This window comes from Paenibacillus camerounensis (genome assembly GCF_000723885.1).
Lineage (GTDB): Bacteria > Bacillota > Bacilli > Paenibacillales > Paenibacillaceae > Paenibacillus_AQ > Paenibacillus_AQ camerounensis.
This window is the reverse complement of the sequence record NZ_CCDG010000005.1, coordinates 45,006-62,393: the sequence shown is the minus strand read 5'-3', so window position 1 is coordinate 62,393 and position 17,388 is coordinate 45,006. Positions and strand designations below refer to the sequence as shown.

Genomic DNA, 17,388 nt, shown 5'->3' with positions numbered 1-17,388 from the left:
GGGGGCAGTAACGGCAGAACGGTCCAGGTTATCATAATTGGGTATAACGCGGCAGGTCAGAGCAGTATAAAATAAATTCAGGAATTCCACTTACTAAAGTTGAGAAACATTATAAAGTATAGTAATATAAACATATGAAAAGGGAGGCGGATTAAGATGGAAATAGGGATTAGTACTTTTTTGGAAACGACACCCGATCCGGTTACCGGCAAGGTAATCAGCCATGCTGAAAGACTGCGCGAGGCAGTAGAGGAAATCGTCCTTGCCGACCAGGTCGGACTGGATGTATATGGAATTGGAGAGCATCACCGTGCCGACTATGCCGGAAGTGCACCTGCGGTTGTGCTGGCTGCTGCTGCAGCAATGACCAAGAGCATCCGGCTTACCAGCGCCGTATCTGTACTTTCGTCGGATGATCCGGTCAGGGTCTATCAGCAATTCGCCACACTTGACGGCATTTCGAACGGACGTGCGGAGATTATGGCAGGACGGGGATCTTTTATCGAGTCCTTCCCGCTGTTCGGCTACAGTCTGGATGATTATAACGAATTATTCGAAGAGAATCTTGAGCTGCTGCTCAAAATCCGGGCCTCTGAGAAGGTAACCTGGCGCGGCGGCCACCGCCCGGCAATCGACAATCTGCCGGTTTATCCGCGTGCGGTTCAGGACCCGCTGCCGGTGTGGATTGCAACAGGCGGCAACCCGGAATCCGCCATCCGGGCCGGTACACTCGGCCTCCCGGTAGCGTTCGCCATCATCGGCGGCATGCCGGAGCGATTTGCACCGCTGGTGAAGCTCTATAAGGAAGCGGCTGCACGGGCCGGACATAACCCCGATAAGCTGCAGATCGCTACTCATTCCCACGGCTTCGTCGGAGAAACTACAGAGCAGGCAGCCGCCTTGTTCTACCCGTCCACCCAGGCACAGATGAATGTTATCGGGCGTGAACGCGGCTGGGGCCAGACCTACAACCGGGCCACCTATGATGACGCCCGCAGCCTGCGCGGAGCACTGTATGTAGGTGACTCCGAGTACGTCGCCGAGAAGATTATTCTGCTGCACAAAAATCTGGGTGTAACCCGGTTCTTCCTCCATGTCAACGTCGGTACGATGCCGCACCGTGAGGTTATGCGCGCGATTGAGCTGCTTGGCACTAAGGTTGCACCGATTGTACGGCAGGAACTGGCCGTGAAATAATTGCTATTCAATATAAAAGAGATGCCTTGCAGACCGTCCCCCCGGTTGTAGCGCATCTCTTTTTTGATAATATTGTACCTGAGTTATATCTAACCGCCGATAGAATCGAATTTGCTCACGACTCCGTTTTTATACACTTGAATGGCATTGTAGTCCCGGCTGCTGTCGCCCAGCTCAAAGAACCTTATTTTCCCCAGCCGCTTATCGGTATACTCCATTGTTCCCAGCTCATTCACGTCTAATCTTAATAAATGGTCCTTTAATTCGCTCTTCAACGACTCCAGATACCGGGCCTCCTCATCTTGGCCGGTTACCAAATGATTAACAATAAGATAGGCCTGCTCTCCGGCAGGAGAATAAAGATACAGTCCGCTCTCATCCTTGATCTGGTCTACAAAGCTCTTAGCTCCGCTGCTAAGCTGCTGCAAGTCCACCTCTTTGGGCTCTCCGGAGGCAAAATTACTGCAGCCTGCTACAAGGACAGCCATACCGATTGATAGACAGCGTGCTACAACCGTTATTTTTCCCATTACACTCCTCCTTGGCCGGCGCCACCCTTACTTCGAATCCACTGTATACGTCACCGTTTTCACTTTCCCGTCTGGAATAGTTGCATAGGTGAAGGTCATCACGTTGCCCTCCCGCTTCTTCAGCACCAGCATTTTAGTCAGATAGAAATCATCCGATCCGTCCGCCCGGTCCCACTCCTTACGGTCCCCCGCACTGATTAATTGTTCACTAAGATTGGTCACTGCTCCGCTTGCCGTATTAATTGCATACAGCTGTGTATTCGTGATTAACCTTGCAAGAATGATATCCTGTGCCGCATATTCAATGGTGTATTGTCCCTCTGTGCCTGTGATGGCTTCAAGATTAAACTGCTTGCCCGGACTGCCGTCTGCATTAATGTACTGAACGCTTCCGCCATCTGTCATGTAGAGCTGAGAGGTTGTTAGCAGCGGAGCCTTTATGTATGACCTGATAATATAGTGATATTCCATCTGCTTCAAGATTTTTCCGTTCTGAATCAGAACCTGGTAGCTATTGCTGAAATCATTGAACATGGCATAGTGGTTATCCGTGAGCAGCAAAAGCTCCGTACCCTTACCTACATTCTTAACCTCAAGGCTATGGGTATAAATCAGGTCAGCAGACGGAAGCTCACCGATCAGCACCGGCTTGCCGGAAGCAGAGGTGCTATAAAAGACATCGCCGTTGTTTTGTGAAACCCAGTAGGTTCTGCCTTGGGACGAAGCAACAGAGTAGCGAAGCTCATCTACAATGTTCAAGCTGTTGCTGCTTTTATCATACACGGTTTTGCCGCCCAGCAGACTGACTGCCGACACCAGCGGCACATAGATTTTACCTTTGAGAATACGCGGCGCCTTAGTCAGGCTTGATGCAGTACCATCTACAGTTGCGCTGACAGTACCGGCAGTCAGCGCAACTTCGCGGCCGGGGCGAACCAGCTTTGCCGACTTTGCAGTCTGGTCCCAGCTGAGAGAGTAGCCCATATTCAATGCCAGCTGCTGCAGCGGAACAAGCGTAGTTCCTGCCGTAACCACTTGGCTGCTCCCCATTGATGTTTCTTTGTAATTCAACATAATAGCACTGTCTGCGGCCGCTGCGGCCGATCCCGGACTTAAAGCGATGACTGCGGCCAGAATACCCGCTGCGAGCTTCCCATTGTTCATTATGTAACTCTCCCCTAGAATAGAATGGCTTCTGTATTATTGGACGAGAGTATTTGGAAAAAGTTTCAATATTCAGACGGCTCCCGCTAAATAAAAACACCCCTCTGTTCCGCAGGGCAATACTGCAGACAAAAAGGGGTGTCCTTAATTTTCACTGCTATTGGCTAATCAAATAATGAATCACCGGATACGAGATGAGGTTACGGTCTCTATAGGCAGCAGTGATCACGTCGCTGTGAGCGCTTAAGATACCATTTTGCAGAAGAACCGGCCGGAAGCCCCGCTCGCTCGCCCCATTGTAGGTAAACTGTACGCAGTGCTCTGCCGAGAAGCCCGCGATGATCAGCAGCTCTACACCATGATCCTTGAGAAGCTGCTCCAGCCCTGTTTGCCAGAATGCGTTCGAATATTCCTTAGTTACCTTCAGATCATTGTCCGCCACCTGGATCTCCGGCATAATATTATAGCGCTCCTTAGCAGCTTCCTTCATGCCTTCAATATCCTGAATATGAATAACCAGCTGATCCTTCTCCCGCAGCATGTCAGCAACATAGTTGATATATTCACAGGCGCGGTCCAGCGTCTGCTTGTCCACATGATCCCGCACATGAATTTCCTGCATATCGATGATTAAATAACCCAGCTTCATTAAGCTCCTCCTCGTTGACCGTTATGTCGCTATCGTACAGCATCAGGCGGCGCAAACCAAATAAAGTTTAATTATAATTTGCCGTCACAAATAGTACACCCCGCAGACCGGCATTAGCTTTGACTTAGGCAAACCTTACAGGTTATACTTAAACCACGCTTAATTTCCAGATTTTCCTTCTGGAAAGCGGGGGAACCAGTCAATTGGGGCGAATCATTGAGTTATGCAATGTAGGGTACCATCTTACCCGAGTCCGTCAGCTAACCTCGTCAGTAGTGGATGGGTCTGCTTTTTTATGTTTCTAATAACATGAGACCCTTGTGCTAAGGGTCTCTTTTTGTGTTTTTTAGAGGCCCTGCTGGCTGCCAGTTTGGCTTTTGACATCAAGGCTCCCTCTTGCCCTCGCCATATGAGAACAAAGGAGAGATTCATGTGCAAAAGGTACGATACATAACCGACATCAGCAAAATGGAAATGCTGCCCGAAGCAGAGAGATCCCGGCTGAAGGAGATCACCGACAAATTTGTGTTCAGGGCCAACGATTATTATCTATCCCTGATTAACTGGGAGGATCCGAACGATCCTATCCGCAGGCTGGTCATCCCAGGGGAGGGAGAGCTTATGGAGTATGGGGAGTGGGACGCCTCCGATGAGGGGGCTAACTATGTGGTTCCCGGCTGCCAGCACAAATACCGGACGACGGCGCTCCTGATCGTCTCCGAGGTCTGCGGAGCTTATTGCCGTTATTGCTTCCGGAAACGGCTGTTCCGCAACGATGTCAAGGAAGCCCCTTCCGATGTTACCGCCGGTATCGAGTATATCGCCGCCCATCCGGAAATTAACAATGTTCTGCTGACCGGAGGCGACAGCCTGATTCTTTCAACGTCCAGGCTTAGGTTCATTATTGAGAGCCTGCGGGCCATTCCCCATGTCAAAATCATCCGGCTCGGCTCCAAACTGCCGGTATTTAATCCGATGCGCATCTATCAGGACCCCGAGCTGCTCGACCTGATCTGCACTCACTCCACTGTAGAGAAGCGGATCTACATCATGGCACATATCAATCATCCCCGGGAGCTTACACCGGAGGCAAAGCGGGCTGTCCGGGCACTGCATGACGCAGGCGCAATCATCGTTAACCAGACACCGGTGCTGAAGGGGATCAATGATGATCCTGCTGTTCTGGGCGAGCTGCTCGACCGCCTGTCCTGGGCCGGAATTACGCCCTATTATTTCTTCATTAACCGGCCGATTGCCGGCAACCGTGAGTTCGTCCTGCCGCTTGAGCAGGTGTACCGGATCGTTGAAGAAGCCAAAGCCAGAACCTCAGGCCTCGGCAAAAGAGTCCGGCTCTCCATGAGCCACTCCTCCGGCAAAATCGAAATTCTGGCCATCGAGGATGGCAAAGCCTATCTTAAATACCATCAGTCCCGTGATCAGGAATATGGAAAATTTATGATTCTCGACTGCCCGGAAGATGCCGAATGGTTCGATGACCTGCCCGGGAATGAGCAGTATTGGAGCAGACCGGTGAAGAAAAGTGCAGGTGCACTGCCGGCTGATATAACGTTACAAGAGACTGTTACTGCAAAGTAAGGCTGACTATTGAAATAACAACAGCCCCGGGGATCAGACTATCCCGGGGCTGTTCAGTATATCTTGTATAAATTCTACTCAAGCTCAGCCGGCTTAACAATTGCCGGGATCTTATTGTTCTTGGAGTATTTCGCTTCAATCTTAGTGGTGTATGTATCCTTTGCTCCGTCGGCTGCAAGTACATAGCTCAGGTCAACAGTCAGCTTCTCTGTCTGCCATGTCTTGGTGTTGACGAATACCTTCCAGGTTACACTCTTAGGCTGCAGGGTCTCTCCATCCCAAAGATTCTCCTGGTCATATAAGGTAATGACCGCCTTAGCTGCAGCCGGATCAGTCAGTGTAAACTGCATAACAGTCTGCGCTCCGGCAATGCTTACCTTCATGGATTTTTTGTAGGCTTTGACGGAATCCAGCATAGCTGCAGGATCATACTGGCCTTTGGAGTAAAATGTGTCCCACTCTTCCTTCTCCAGGTCAATCCAATACTGCGCGTCCGGATCGATTGGCTCTCCGTCGCCGTCCGTTACAGCATCAGTATTGCTGAACTCTTCACTATCCTCATAGCTTCCTTCAGAATCTGCAATAAGCTCGCTTCCGTCTACCAAATAGTAAGACTCCTTAGCATTAGCGTACAGCTCGTAAGAAGTCTCCAGCAGGCTGACTTTTACACTACCCGCTGCAGCAAAAGCCGGCAGACGGTTGATATCCAGATTCAGCGTGTTGGTATTGCTGATCTTCACGCCGCCGCTCTGCACATCCTGTTTCTTGGTCACATCAATGTGAAAATTCTTTAGTGTCTTCGCTGCAGCAGTTACCTTGCTGATCACCTGATCGGCCGTTAACGCCTTAGCCGCAGGAGCCTTGGCAGCCGCTGCCGATACTGTATCAAAACCGGACACCCCTCCAGTCGCTCCCGACAGCAGCACAGCCCCCGCAACCAGACTTGTGCCGATTGTTTGTAGTACCCTTTTCATCCCGAATCTCCCTCTCGGATTGCAATTCCCGCCACAGCAAGCCTCTCCCAAGACTGCCCCTCCGGGTATCCGATCATATTATAATTGCCATGGGCACTTGTCCCTTCCATAATCTATCATGGAGATAATTTCCTGTAAATGATCAAAAAACAGCCCCTCTCTGAATACCATCAGAACGGGGCCGGCTTCTTTTACAATATTATCTCTCTCCCAATCCCACACTGGACAGGATGAATTCATATTCCAGCGGCTGATCCGCAGGAGTTCTGTATTCCGGATGAACCGGTGCGCCCCAGCTGTCGTCGCCGCCGACGCCCATTTGTCTGCCTGCAACAGTCACTACAGTGTAGTGAACCTGCGGAAGCTCAAACGGATGAGCAGCATGCTCCAGCTCGAATGCAGTGTAAGGCGACAAAGTGCATTCTACAGGCGCGCTTGCCGGAGCTGTAATCTGCAGCCCGACTCCCGCTTTATCGGTGATGCTCACCCGGCGGACGCCGGTACGGTTACCCGATTCCTGCGGTACAAGGTAAGGGGACGGCAGGTCCTGCACCTTCCGGCTGAACACGCCGAGTCTCGCGCCGAACGCACGGTCGATGTAGTTCTCCTCAGGTCCCATCGCGTACCACTCGGACTGCTCATAGTCAGCCGACATTTTGAAGGACAAGGCCACAATCGGCACATCCGGAAGTCCGGCAGCACCGGAATAGCGTGTACGTACTTTTACCGATCCGTCGCCGTATACGGTATAGGCCGTTTTGAACGCCAGCTCTTCATGAATGCTGAACCGGTAGTCAAAGCTTACTGTAACAGAGCCTTCCTGCTTCTCCAGGCTGACCTCTACGCATTTGCGGGCCAGGCTTGCCGCATACCAGGCTCCGCCGTGGTAACCGAGCTGAGTCCCTTTGTCGTTGTCGGTAGTTGCCCGCCAGAACAGCGGAGCTGGAGGAGCCTCAATCATCTCATGTCCGTTATAGTTCAGCGACACCAGTGATCCGACCTGCTTGGAGAAGATTACAGTGAAGCCTTCGCCCATTACGCCGATCTGCACATCTCCTTCTACTACATTCAGTGCGCCTGCCGGCAGTTCTGCCTGCCCGGCTTCCACGTTAAAGATATGCTCGCCAAAGGCAATTTCATATCCGGCTTCGGCCCAAAGCTCAGCTTCCTTCAGCACCAGGGAAGCCTGGATGCTGTATTCGCCCGGCGTTCCTTCTGTCTGCGGAAGCTCAACCGGCACAAGGACTTCGCTTTGCGGAGCAGCGTCAACCTCTTTTGTCCACTTGCCCAGCAGCTCGCCGTCACAGTACAGGCTGTATTCCAGTGCCAGATGATCGGTTCCTGCGAACAGGCTTTCATTAACTACGCGGATGCCTGTCTGATCAGGCGTAAGCTTGTAGTTCTGGTACAGGAACTTAACCTCCTGCATCTTCGGCGTCCACTTGCGGTCTGCGAAGACAATGCCGTTACCGCAGAAGCTGTAATCTGTCGGACGGTCGCCGAAGTCGCCGCCGTATGCGAAGAACTCGTTACCATAGCGGTCCTTCTTGAGAATGGACTGGTCAATGTAATCCCAGATGAAGCCGCCCTGATACATCGGGTACTTGTTCTCAAGCTCGGTATATTTATGCATACCGCCGACAGAGTTACCCATTGCATGCATGTATTCACAGCTCAGATACGGCTTGTCCGGGTTGCTGTTCAAATATTCCTCAATGTCGGCCGGCTTGGCGTACATCCGGCTCTCCATATCGCTTGTATCATTATAATTGCGGTCATAGAACACACCTTCATAGTGCACCAGACGGCTGTTGTCCCGGCTGCGGAACCAGTTCGCCACATCCAGAATGACTTGACCTGCATACGATTCGTTCCCGCAGGACCAGATCAGAATGGACGGATGGTTCTTGTCCCGCTCCACCATATTGACCGCACGGTCCAGCACGATATCATGCCATTGCGGATCATTGTGCGGAATATTCCAGGACGGCTCAACCGCGCCCATCTTCTGCCAGGAGCCGTGGGTTTCCAGGTTCATCTCGTCGATGACATAAACCCCGTATTCATCGCACAGCTCATACCATAACGTCTGGTTCGGATAATGCGAGGTACGGACGGCGTTGATGTTGCTTCTCTTCAGTGTCTCAATATCCCACAGCATATTCTCACGGGTAATATTGCGGCCGCTGCGGCAGTTGAATTCGTGACGGTTAACACCTTTGAAAACAATACGCTTGCCGTTGATGCACATCAGCTTGCTCTTCATCTCGAACCGGCGGAAGCCTGCTTTCTGTACAACAGCTTCCGCAACCGCTCCGTCTGCAACCGTCAAAGTAAGGCATACGGTATAGAGATATGGATTCTCTGCACTCCAGGTCAGAACATCGGCAACGTCTCCTGAGAGCGTAAGCTCCTGCCCGTTAAAGGTGCCTTCAGTGCTCAGGCGAATTTCCCCGTCCCGGTCCTTCAGCTCTAGCTTCGCGCTGACTGTATCCTGCGGCGTGTCCAGCAGGCGCATGGTTACGTTCAGGCTGCCTTGCGTATAAGTATCGTCCAGCTCAGCCCGTACTTCAAGATCACGGATGTGGACCTTTGGAACTGTATATAAGTAGACTTCGCGGAAAATCCCTGAGAAGCGCCAGAAATCCTGATCCTCCAACCAGCCGCCGGTGCTGCGCTGGTATACTTCAACAGCCAGCTTGTTTTTGCCTGCCCGCATAAACGGAGTCAGGTCAAATTCCGATGGAGTGAAGCTGTCCTCGGCATAACCGACGAACTCTCCGTTCAGCCAGACATAGAACGCTGATTCTACACCCTGGAAGGAAATAAACAGCGGCCCGTTCTCCATATTCTCCGGCAGGCGGAACTCCTTAACGTAGCTGCCGACCGGATTATGGTCCGGAGAGATATGCGGCGGACGGAGATCAATCAGCCCGTCCCAAGGATACATTGTATTTACATATTGCGGACGGCCGTAGCCCTGCAGCTGAATATGCCCGGGAACCTGAATATTGTCCCAGCCTGTGCAATTGTATTCTTCCTTATAAAAAGCTTCCACACGGCTTGCCGGATTCGGCGCATAGCTGAATTTCCAGCTTCCGTTCAGGCTGAAGCGCATATCCATCGGCGCTCCGGCCTCCGCCTCAGCCATGTTTGTATAATATCGGTGATCCGAATGAGCTTCCACCCGGTTTACCTTAAAGGTTCCCGGATCTTCCAGCCAGCTCAGGCTTGGGGTAACTGCCAATTTCATTTCCTCCTCAGATAGAAAGTGAATTTTAAATGTTTACTTCACTGATCCCACCATACCGGCAACGAACTGCTTCTGCATCAGGAAGAAGACGAGTGCTGTCGGAAGTGTCGAGATAACGACTGCGGCCATAATAACGCCGAAATCCGGGGAGTAGCTGGAGCCCAGGTTCGAGATCAGCAGCGGAATGGTCCGTTTTTCCGGAGTCTGCAGCACGATCAGCGGCCAGAGGTAGTTGTTCCAGCTGGACATGAACGTGATGATTGCAGCGGCGGAATAGGTCGTCTTCATCGTCGGCATATAGATTTTGAAGAACAGGCCCAGTTCCGATAGTCCGTCAATCCGTCCGGCCTCAAGCAGCTCCCGCGGGAACATCTTTGAGCTCTGCCGGAAGAAGAAGATCAGGAACGCCGTCGTAAAGGTCGGAAGAACCACAGCAGCGACTGTATTAACCCCGATCAGCGGAGCAGCAGCCGACAGCTTGGAGAACATCTGATACAGCGGAACCATCAGCGCGGCAAAAGGGATCATCATGGATAATAATAACAGATTGAAGACCATATCCTTCGCTTTGCTGCGGTAAATTTCAAATCCGTATCCGGCCAGGGAAGCAACCAGCAGGGCCAGAACGGTTGTTGTCAGGGCGATTTTGAGCGTATTCCAGAGCGCAGGCACAAGGTTAATCGATTCCGTCAGCTTTCTGATATTGTCGAACAGGGCTGTACCGGGCAGCATTCTGCCCTGCGTAACGTCAACCGAAAGGTTAGTGGCGCTGATAATCATCCACAGAAACGGGAAAATCGAAACGAAAGCTACAATCGACAGAAAAATATAAATCGGGGCACGGCGTAAGCTTCTCATTATTTATCATCACCTGCCAGTTTAATTTGAAGGAAGGCCAGTACAACAATCATGGCTACGATAGAATACGACACGGTAGCGGCATATCCGAAGTCAGGCGTGTACTTGAACGAAAGATTATAAATATATTGGGAAATGGAGAGCGTCGCGTTGCCGGGACCTCCCTTAGTTATATTCATAATTTCATCGAACAGCTGCAGGGTACCAATCGTCGAGGTAATCGACGTAAACAGAATGATTGGCTTGAGGAGCGGCACGGTAATCGCGAAAAATTGTCTCGGACCCGAGGCACCGTCAATTTTTGCAGCTTCATAAATAGAATTGTCGATGTTCTGCAGTGAGGAGAGGAAGAAAATCATATTGTATCCCGTCCAGCGCCAGGTAATGGCGATAATAATGGTAACCTTCGCCCAGAAGGGATCGGAGATCCACTGGATCGGTTCAGACAGGATGTGCATATTCATTAAAGCCAGGTTAATCAGGCCGTCGTTGCCAAACAGATATTTGAACACGACAGAGTATGCTACCAGTGAGGTAACGCAAGGCAGGAAGATGGCTGTACGGAAAAAGCCTTTGAAGCGGAGCTTGCTGTCATTCAGCAGTACCGAAATCATCATCGCAAACACGATCATCACCGGTACCTGTACAATCAGGAACAAGAAGGTATTCTTTACCGCAGTAAAAAAGGTTTTGTCGCTGAGCAGGCGTTTGTAGTTGGATAAACCATCAAAATGAAGATTAGCCCCTGCACCCGTTTTGAACGAAAGCAGCAAGGCTTGAATCATCGGATAAAAATAAAACAGACAGATCATGAGGACGGCTCCTGCAATAAACAGCCAGCCGGTAAGCTTAGCGCGGTTGCGCATGGTATGGTTCACAGCTCTCATTCCTTTCTCTATAACAGGCATAAATCGTTAAAAAGGAGAAGCCGCTGTCCTCCGTCCTGGCTCTAGACGGCAGGTAGGGAGGACAGCGGATCATTCAGATATTTACAGGTACCGGATATTACTGGATTTGGGATTCAGCCTGGGATTGTGCATCGGCAAGCGCTTTGTCCAGATCCGTACCGTTCAGGAAGTTCTGCATTTCAACCTTGAGAATATCCTCAAGTGCATAAGTGTGCAGGCCGTAGTTTACGTTAGGGATTTCAGCTGTCCATTTTGCAAAGTCAGCGATAACCTTTTGTCCGCCGAAGAATTCATCAGCCGCACCATAGGCTTCGCCTTCAGCAGCAGGCTTGTAAGTACCTACAACGCCTACATCTGTTACAAGCTTCTGGTACAGATCAACATCGGAGCCGAGCGTTGCACCCAGGAATTCAATCGCTGCTTCTTTACCGTCATTGTTCAGCACATACCAGGAGCTGCCCCCGAGGTTAGATGCGTGTACAGAGTTAGCTGCATTCTTCAGTTTCGGGAAAGGTACTACTGCCCATTTGCCGGACTGGTCAGCTGTAGCTTTTACAGAAGGTGTGATCCAGTTACCGGTAGGAACTGAAGCAACGTCACCGCTGTTGAAGCCTGCCAGGAAGGAGCTCCAGTCGGAGTTGACTTTAACGATATTAGCAGTCATCAGCTCTTTGTAGCTTTCGAAGGCTTCCTTCAGAACCGCATTATCTTTCAGGTCAGGTGTAGTGCCGTCTTCCTTCAGATACCAGGAGCCTGCGGATTGGATCATCATGCGGATCAGTCCCAGATCGTTAGGGTCCTGTGTCAGCATATCTTTACCTGTTTTCTCTTTGATTGCTTTACCGATTTCAATGTACTGCTGCCAGTCAATGTCCTGAAGATCGTCAACCGTGTAGCCAGCTTCCTGCAGATAATCGGTACGTACATACAGGCCTACAACACCGGAGTCGAACGGTACGCCGTATTGCTTGCCGTCAAAGCTGGTTGGTCCAAGCTTGTATTCAGCGAAATCAGCAGTGTTAATAGCATCGCCCAGCTCCTGAAAAGCATCTGGATACGTTTGCAAGAAGCTTTGTGCACGGTAATCTTCAATCAGAACGATGTTCGGCAGGCCGGAAGCAGATCCCGAGTTAAGCCCTGTATTCAGCTTCTGGATGATGTCATCCTGGGCATATTCAACAACATCGATTTGAGCATCTGCATTTTTTGCCACATAAGCGTCCTTAGCCAGGTTCATTGCAGCGATATTGAAGTTTTTGTCCCAGGCCCAAACGGTGATTTTTTGGTTTCCTCCGGCTGTATTTCCTTCGGATCCTGTATTGGCTTGGTTATTCGTATTTGCGTTACTCGAGCATGCTGTCAGAAGTGTAAATCCGGCGAGCAGAAGCGCGGTAGCTTTTTTCTTCATGATGTAAATCCCCCTAACATGTATTTGAAAGTGCTTTCTTTATCAAGAATATCATCCCGGATGATCATTTCGTTAGAAATGATTTTAGTTAAAATAGTGATAATATTGTGTTCTGTATCCGCTTCCACGGTCCGCGGATTAGCATTATTTTTCTCCTTTCGCACTTTTTTTAGGTATAACGGGCCGCACAGATGCAAGAAGCCGACGCCGTTATGCGGCGCCGGCTTGCGGCGTAGCTGTTATAGTATGCTGCAAAGGCAGCGGTTCAATGCGTTTTTCAGCAAGGAATTCTGATAGAGACCTTCGTTCCCTGGCCCGGAGTACTGGTGATGGTAACGCCATATGGCTCACCGTACAGCAGCAGCAGACGGTCATGGACATTACGGATGCCGATACCGCTGAACAGCTGACGGCTGCTCATGGACGCGGGAATCGCCTCTTTGTTGTCCAGATCCATCCCGTCGCCTGTATCGACAACCTCACAGTGCAGCATATCCCTGTCCTTCATGATGGTAACATAGATATAACCCGAGGTTTTGATATTGAAGGCGTGGAAGAAGGCATTCTCAATAAACGGCTGCAGAATCAGCTTTGGCACTTTAGCGCTCATACAGTCCGGTGAGACAAAAGTCTCTACCTTGACCCGGCTGCCATTTCGGACCTGATTAATAAAGACGTAATGCTTCAGGTTAATCAGCTCGTCCTCTACCGTAATCGTCTCTTTCACATTGCTGATCGTATTCTGCAGCAGCGAGATCAGGGCATGGATTGTCTCCGTCGCCTGCTCCTTGCTGCCCCGCTGCACCAGAATATTCACTGAAGCCAGTGTATTGTACAGAAAATGCGGATTGATCTGCTGCTGCAGTGCAGCCAGCTCAGCATTCCGCTGCTCCTTTTGCGTCTCCACCAGCTGGGCGACATAGTCATTCAGCTCTTTAAGCATATAGTTGAAGGCCGTGCTTAGCTGCCTTGTTTCATAGCTGCCGGTGACGGACATATAGTTATGAAAATTCTTTTTGGTCACATTGGACATTTTTTTGACCAGAGTGCGCAAGGACAGCGTCAGCCGCTTGGTGAGGAAGTAGATGACGAGTACCGCTACTGCAGCGATGGCTGCACCGATCAGAAAAAGCGTTTTTCTATCGAACAGCGTACCGATGGTCTCATTTTTATCAATCAGGTTCACAATATAAAAGTTGTAGGACGGCAGATAATCAGCCAGCACGATCACTTCACGCCCGTCAATTGTCAGCTCCTGGCTGGCAAGGCCCGCCTCGGCAATCTGCTTGGCACTGTTTAGAAGATCAGGCGAATAGCTTCCGATCTGCTCCGTACGGTTGCTAGACACAATCCGGGACGACGTATCGAGGAACATGACATCATTCCCCTGGCTGGTAAAGCTGGCATAATTTTTGCGGAAGTCACTCTCACGCGTGAACATGTACAGCGTCCCGTAAGGCTCGGCAAGTCCCGGTGCAGTCAGCGTCTTGGCCGCAACCAGCATCCGGTTCTGTGAATTCAGCGGACTTGCATCCATATAGCTGTATACAAGCCGGCCCCCCTGCTCCTGAACCGCCGCTGAAACCGGATTAGCCTTCAGCTCACCGGCAGATCCGGACCAATAGGTGACATCACTGGTATAGCTTCTGCCGTTCCCTCCCAGAATAGACAGGCCTATATTGGCAGCCCCGATTCCGGACTGAATCCGGTCCATCTGGTCGCGCATGCTGTAATACCGCCGGAAATTGGCCAATGAGCTTCCGTCCTGCTCCGTCATGAAGCTGCGGATGACCCCGCTTTGCCCAACGTTGATTGCAGTATTGACTGTAGTGTAGTGAGAGTTATCGAGTGCGCTTTTAATCTGGTTAATGATTTTGGAATTGGTGATACTGAAGGTCTGTACAAACAGCGTCTGCGACATTTGCGCCGTCACTGTGGTAATCAGTACGGTTACAAGCACAATGCTGATGACCATAACGACGAAAATTTTGCTGAACAGGCTCTGGTTCTTGAGCTTACTGAGCCATTTCTCCATTAGTCCCATTGCGGACTCCTTCCTGCTGCTGCATTATCCCTTCCGGTACTGGCTTGGCGATACCGCCATCAGCTTGCGGAACACTCTGGTGAAATAGCTGTGGTCAGAGTAGCCGACAAGGCTGCTGATTTCGGAAATAGACAGGTCCGGACTCTCCTTTAGCAGCAGACAGGCCTTTTCGATCCGTGCCCGGTTCAAATATTCATTGAAGCCCTCTTTGTTATGCAGTGCAAAGTAATTGGATAAATAAGACGGATTAAAATGAAACTCCTTAGCTACCTCGGTCAAGGTAATCTGGCGTGAATAGTTCTCATCGATGTACAGCAGGATCTTCTGCATGGCCGGTGTTCCGCCGCGGTTCTTCATGAAGCATTCTGTTGCATCCTGCAGGAATTGTATCAGCCGCGCCTCTGTCTCGGAGATATGCCGGGCTTCGTGAATGGAGCGGAAATACTCATACTTGCTCTCATCCAGCGCCTTGGCTTCATAATGAAAATGCAGCAGCATCCCGATGACCTGGAAAATGCTGTGGCACAGGAAGGACTTGAACTCGGACACTCCCGTATCGCGGCGGCCGGACATTGAGGATACATAGGCACTCAGCCGGGCAAACGCCTGGTCGAACTCCTGCCGGTTAAGCTCTGCTGCAAAGGCATCCTGGTCAAATGCCGCCCCCTGCTGCACCTCTCCGCCGCTATCAACCAGCAGCGAATGCTCCGGCAGGAAGAACCGGTGGTCCAGCAGCTTCATCAGCTCCTGTGAGTAGACCGTATGCAGCTGCTCAAGGTCCGTAAGACTGCGGCTGACCGCCAGACTCTGAAACATATGGGCTCTGATACCGGCAGCAAAAACCTGCTCTGCCATACGGATCAGCGCTTCCCGCCCGTCCACATTCAGATTAAACAGCAGCCGCACATGCCCCTCTACTGTGGACAGCCTCCGGAAGACCAGCGGCATTCCGCCGCTCTGCAGCAGCGAACGGATACTGTTCTCCAGCCATTCTTCCTTACGGCCTACGGATGCCGCTTCCTCTCCGGTCTCGGCAATGACCAGCGCGAAGTCCGCATACGGGAAAATGCCCTGAAGCACCTCGGCCTCATACTCCACCGGATAGCCGGATATCAGCTTGTCCAGAATATAATCGGCAGACTGCCGCTTGTCATTCCTCCAATCCACCTGCTGCAGCACCGGAATCCGCTGCGCGGTTTTCTTGAGCACTGCAAGCAGCGATGCCGCATCCAGTCTCGGCTTCAGAATATAATCGGCCACCCCGCTCTGGAATGTCGAGCGCACATATTCGAACTCGCTGAAGCTGCTCAGCACAATGACTTCAATGTCCGGGTACATGCCCTTGACGAGCCGGATCAGCTCCTCCCCGTCCATCACCGGCATCACAATATCCGTCAGGATAATATGCGGCCGCTGCGACTCAATCAGCTCAAACGCCTCACGGCCGTTGGATGCCTCCCCGACGATCTGAAAGCCTTCCCCCTCCCAGTCCAGCAGATGAATAATGCCCTGCCGCACCAGCATCTCATCGTCCACCACTACAATTTTACAGAACGTTGTTTCCATGGCTTCTCCTTTTTGGAACAAAAGTACGACAAAAAACAAAATGAAACCCGCTTCAATAAAGGGGTTCCATCTTACGTAAATAGTTTAGCTATCGGAATGTGAAACAGCTTTCATTAATGATTTAAATTATAGGTATGTGGTGGGAGGCTGTCAATTGGGGGATAAAGTGGATTATCTATTCGTAAATACTTCTCTGTAAGTAACTAAAAGACGTGTAGTAACCATGTGCTCTATATGATGCACATGATTACTACACGTCATTAACGGGCATGCTCAATTGGTTTTATGTTGCGCAGTAAGAGGCACCCGCCGAGATTACATCATCTTGATTATGCGTAGTACAGACAGATTCTGCTTCATCCAATATAGTTATTATAGCAAACACACGGTTAATTGACGTCTCGGCTTTTATCACAACACCAGAATGTTTATTAGCTGCAAAATTATTAGCAATGTTCCTTTCCATATGAAACTTCACCTCTTGCATGACTTAAACTAAAATCCTTTGAATACATCTACGAGTTGTGCCGGAGAATTATGACTGCATATACATGTAACGGCCCCGGTCTCTATAATTACAGGAACGGGGCCGCTTAGGCTTAACAAAATTGACAATCTCCTACACCAAATCCTCCCTGACAATCCGCCGCCCTTTAAAATAAAACTGCTCATCCTGTTCATTAATCTCACGCAGCACCTTGCACGGATTACCGACTGCCACAACGTTGGATGGAATATCCTTGGTTACGATACTGCCCGCACCGATCACCGTATTATCGCCGATTGTAATACCCGGGAGAATAATCGCGCCGGCACCAATCCAGCAGTTTGTCCCGATCGTAACGGATGCGTTATATTGATAGGCCTGTTCACGAAGCTCAGGAAGGATGGGATGTCCGGCTGTGGCTACAGTCACGTTCGGGCCGAACATCGTGTAGTCCCCGACGTATATATGGGTATCATCCACCATCGTCAGATTGAAGTTCGCATATATATTTTTGCCAAAATGAACATGTCTCCCGCCCCAGTTCGCATGAAACGGCGGTTCAATGTAGCAGTTCTCGCCAATCTCCGCAAACATCTCCCTCAGCATCGCCATTCTTCTGTCATATTCACTTGGCCGGGTACGGTTGAAGTCATAGAGCAGTTCGAGGCAAAGCGTCTGTGCTTTCATCAGCTCCTCATCTCCGGGCAGGTACAGGCTTACATCATGGAGCTTGTCTTTTATACTCATCTCTTAA

The 17,388-nt window shown here is 50.6% G+C and carries 13 protein-coding genes and 1 riboswitch; of the genes, 2 read left to right on the top strand and 11 right to left on the bottom strand.

Annotated elements, in window-relative coordinates; all coding sequences use genetic code 11:
- The first annotated feature begins 156 nt into the window (after positions 1-156).
- Positions 157-1,197: an LLM class flavin-dependent oxidoreductase gene (locus BN3772_RS01540; RefSeq protein WP_042195928.1), complete on the top strand. Its 1,041-nt coding sequence runs from the start codon at positions 157-159 to the stop codon at positions 1,195-1,197.
- Positions 1,198-1,286: 89 nt separating this feature from the next.
- On the opposite strand, the gene BN3772_RS01535 is transcribed toward BN3772_RS01540, so the two are convergent.
- The 3 genes from BN3772_RS01535 to BN3772_RS01525 all read right to left on the bottom strand — a co-directional run bounded on the left by BN3772_RS01535 (position 1,287) and on the right by BN3772_RS01525 (position 3,540).
- Positions 1,287-1,727, bottom strand: coding sequence for a hypothetical protein (locus tag BN3772_RS01535; RefSeq protein WP_042195926.1), 441 nt, complete (start codon positions 1,725-1,727; stop codon positions 1,287-1,289).
- A gap of 27 nt (positions 1,728-1,754) precedes the next feature.
- Positions 1,755-2,891 (bottom strand): copper amine oxidase N-terminal domain-containing protein, encoded by a 1,137-nt coding sequence (locus BN3772_RS01530; RefSeq protein ID WP_042195923.1) that lies wholly within the window; start codon positions 2,889-2,891, stop codon positions 1,755-1,757.
- A gap of 157 nt (positions 2,892-3,048) precedes the next feature.
- Complete coding sequence (locus BN3772_RS01525; protein WP_042195922.1) at positions 3,049-3,540, bottom strand: cysteine hydrolase family protein; 492 nt, start codon at positions 3,538-3,540, stop codon at positions 3,049-3,051.
- A 146-nt stretch (positions 3,541-3,686) separates the two neighbouring features.
- A riboswitch (cyclic di-AMP (ydaO/yuaA leader) is annotated at positions 3,687-3,830 on the top strand.
- A gap of 142 nt (positions 3,831-3,972) precedes the next feature.
- Between BN3772_RS01525 and BN3772_RS01520 the strand changes: the two genes are divergently transcribed.
- Positions 3,973-5,136, top strand: coding sequence for a KamA family radical SAM protein (locus BN3772_RS01520; RefSeq protein WP_042195919.1), 1,164 nt, complete (start codon positions 3,973-3,975; stop codon positions 5,134-5,136).
- Between the two features lie 74 nt (positions 5,137-5,210).
- Here the strand turns inward: BN3772_RS01520 and BN3772_RS01515 are convergent, their stop codons facing one another.
- The 8 genes from BN3772_RS01515 to BN3772_RS01475 all read right to left on the bottom strand — a co-directional run bounded on the left by BN3772_RS01515 (position 5,211) and on the right by BN3772_RS01475 (position 17,381).
- Positions 5,211-6,110 (bottom strand): DUF6612 family protein, encoded by a 900-nt coding sequence (locus tag BN3772_RS01515; protein ID WP_042195917.1) that lies wholly within the window; start codon positions 6,108-6,110, stop codon positions 5,211-5,213.
- Between the two features lie 199 nt (positions 6,111-6,309).
- Positions 6,310-9,363, bottom strand: a complete 3,054-nt coding sequence (gene lacZ / locus BN3772_RS01510) for a beta-galactosidase, LacZ type (RefSeq protein WP_042195915.1) — start codon at positions 9,361-9,363, stop codon at positions 6,310-6,312.
- 33 nt (positions 9,364-9,396) lie between these two features.
- Positions 9,397-10,221, bottom strand: coding sequence for a carbohydrate ABC transporter permease (locus BN3772_RS01505; protein ID WP_039877315.1), 825 nt, complete (start codon positions 10,219-10,221; stop codon positions 9,397-9,399).
- The gene (locus BN3772_RS01500) at positions 10,221-11,108 is read right to left on the bottom strand and encodes a carbohydrate ABC transporter permease (RefSeq protein WP_042183316.1); all 888 of its coding nucleotides are present in this window, start codon (positions 11,106-11,108) and stop codon (positions 10,221-10,223) included. Before BN3772_RS01500 ends, BN3772_RS01505 begins: the two co-directional genes overlap by 1 nt.
- 118 nt (positions 11,109-11,226) lie before the next feature.
- Positions 11,227-12,537, bottom strand: a complete 1,311-nt coding sequence (locus tag BN3772_RS01495) for an ABC transporter substrate-binding protein (protein WP_042195914.1) — start codon at positions 12,535-12,537, stop codon at positions 11,227-11,229.
- A gap of 277 nt (positions 12,538-12,814) precedes the next feature.
- Positions 12,815-14,572: a sensor histidine kinase gene (locus tag BN3772_RS01490; protein ID WP_086074344.1), complete on the bottom strand. Its 1,758-nt coding sequence runs from the start codon at positions 14,570-14,572 to the stop codon at positions 12,815-12,817.
- Positions 14,573-14,605: 33 nt separating this feature from the next.
- Positions 14,606-16,147: a response regulator transcription factor gene (locus BN3772_RS01485; protein WP_042195908.1), complete on the bottom strand. Its 1,542-nt coding sequence runs from the start codon at positions 16,145-16,147 to the stop codon at positions 14,606-14,608.
- 619 nt (positions 16,148-16,766) lie between these two features.
- Entirely contained in the window at positions 16,767-17,381 is a 615-nt protein-coding gene (locus BN3772_RS01475) for a sugar O-acetyltransferase (RefSeq protein ID WP_042195903.1), read from the bottom strand.
- Positions 17,382-17,388 lie beyond the last annotated feature (7 nt).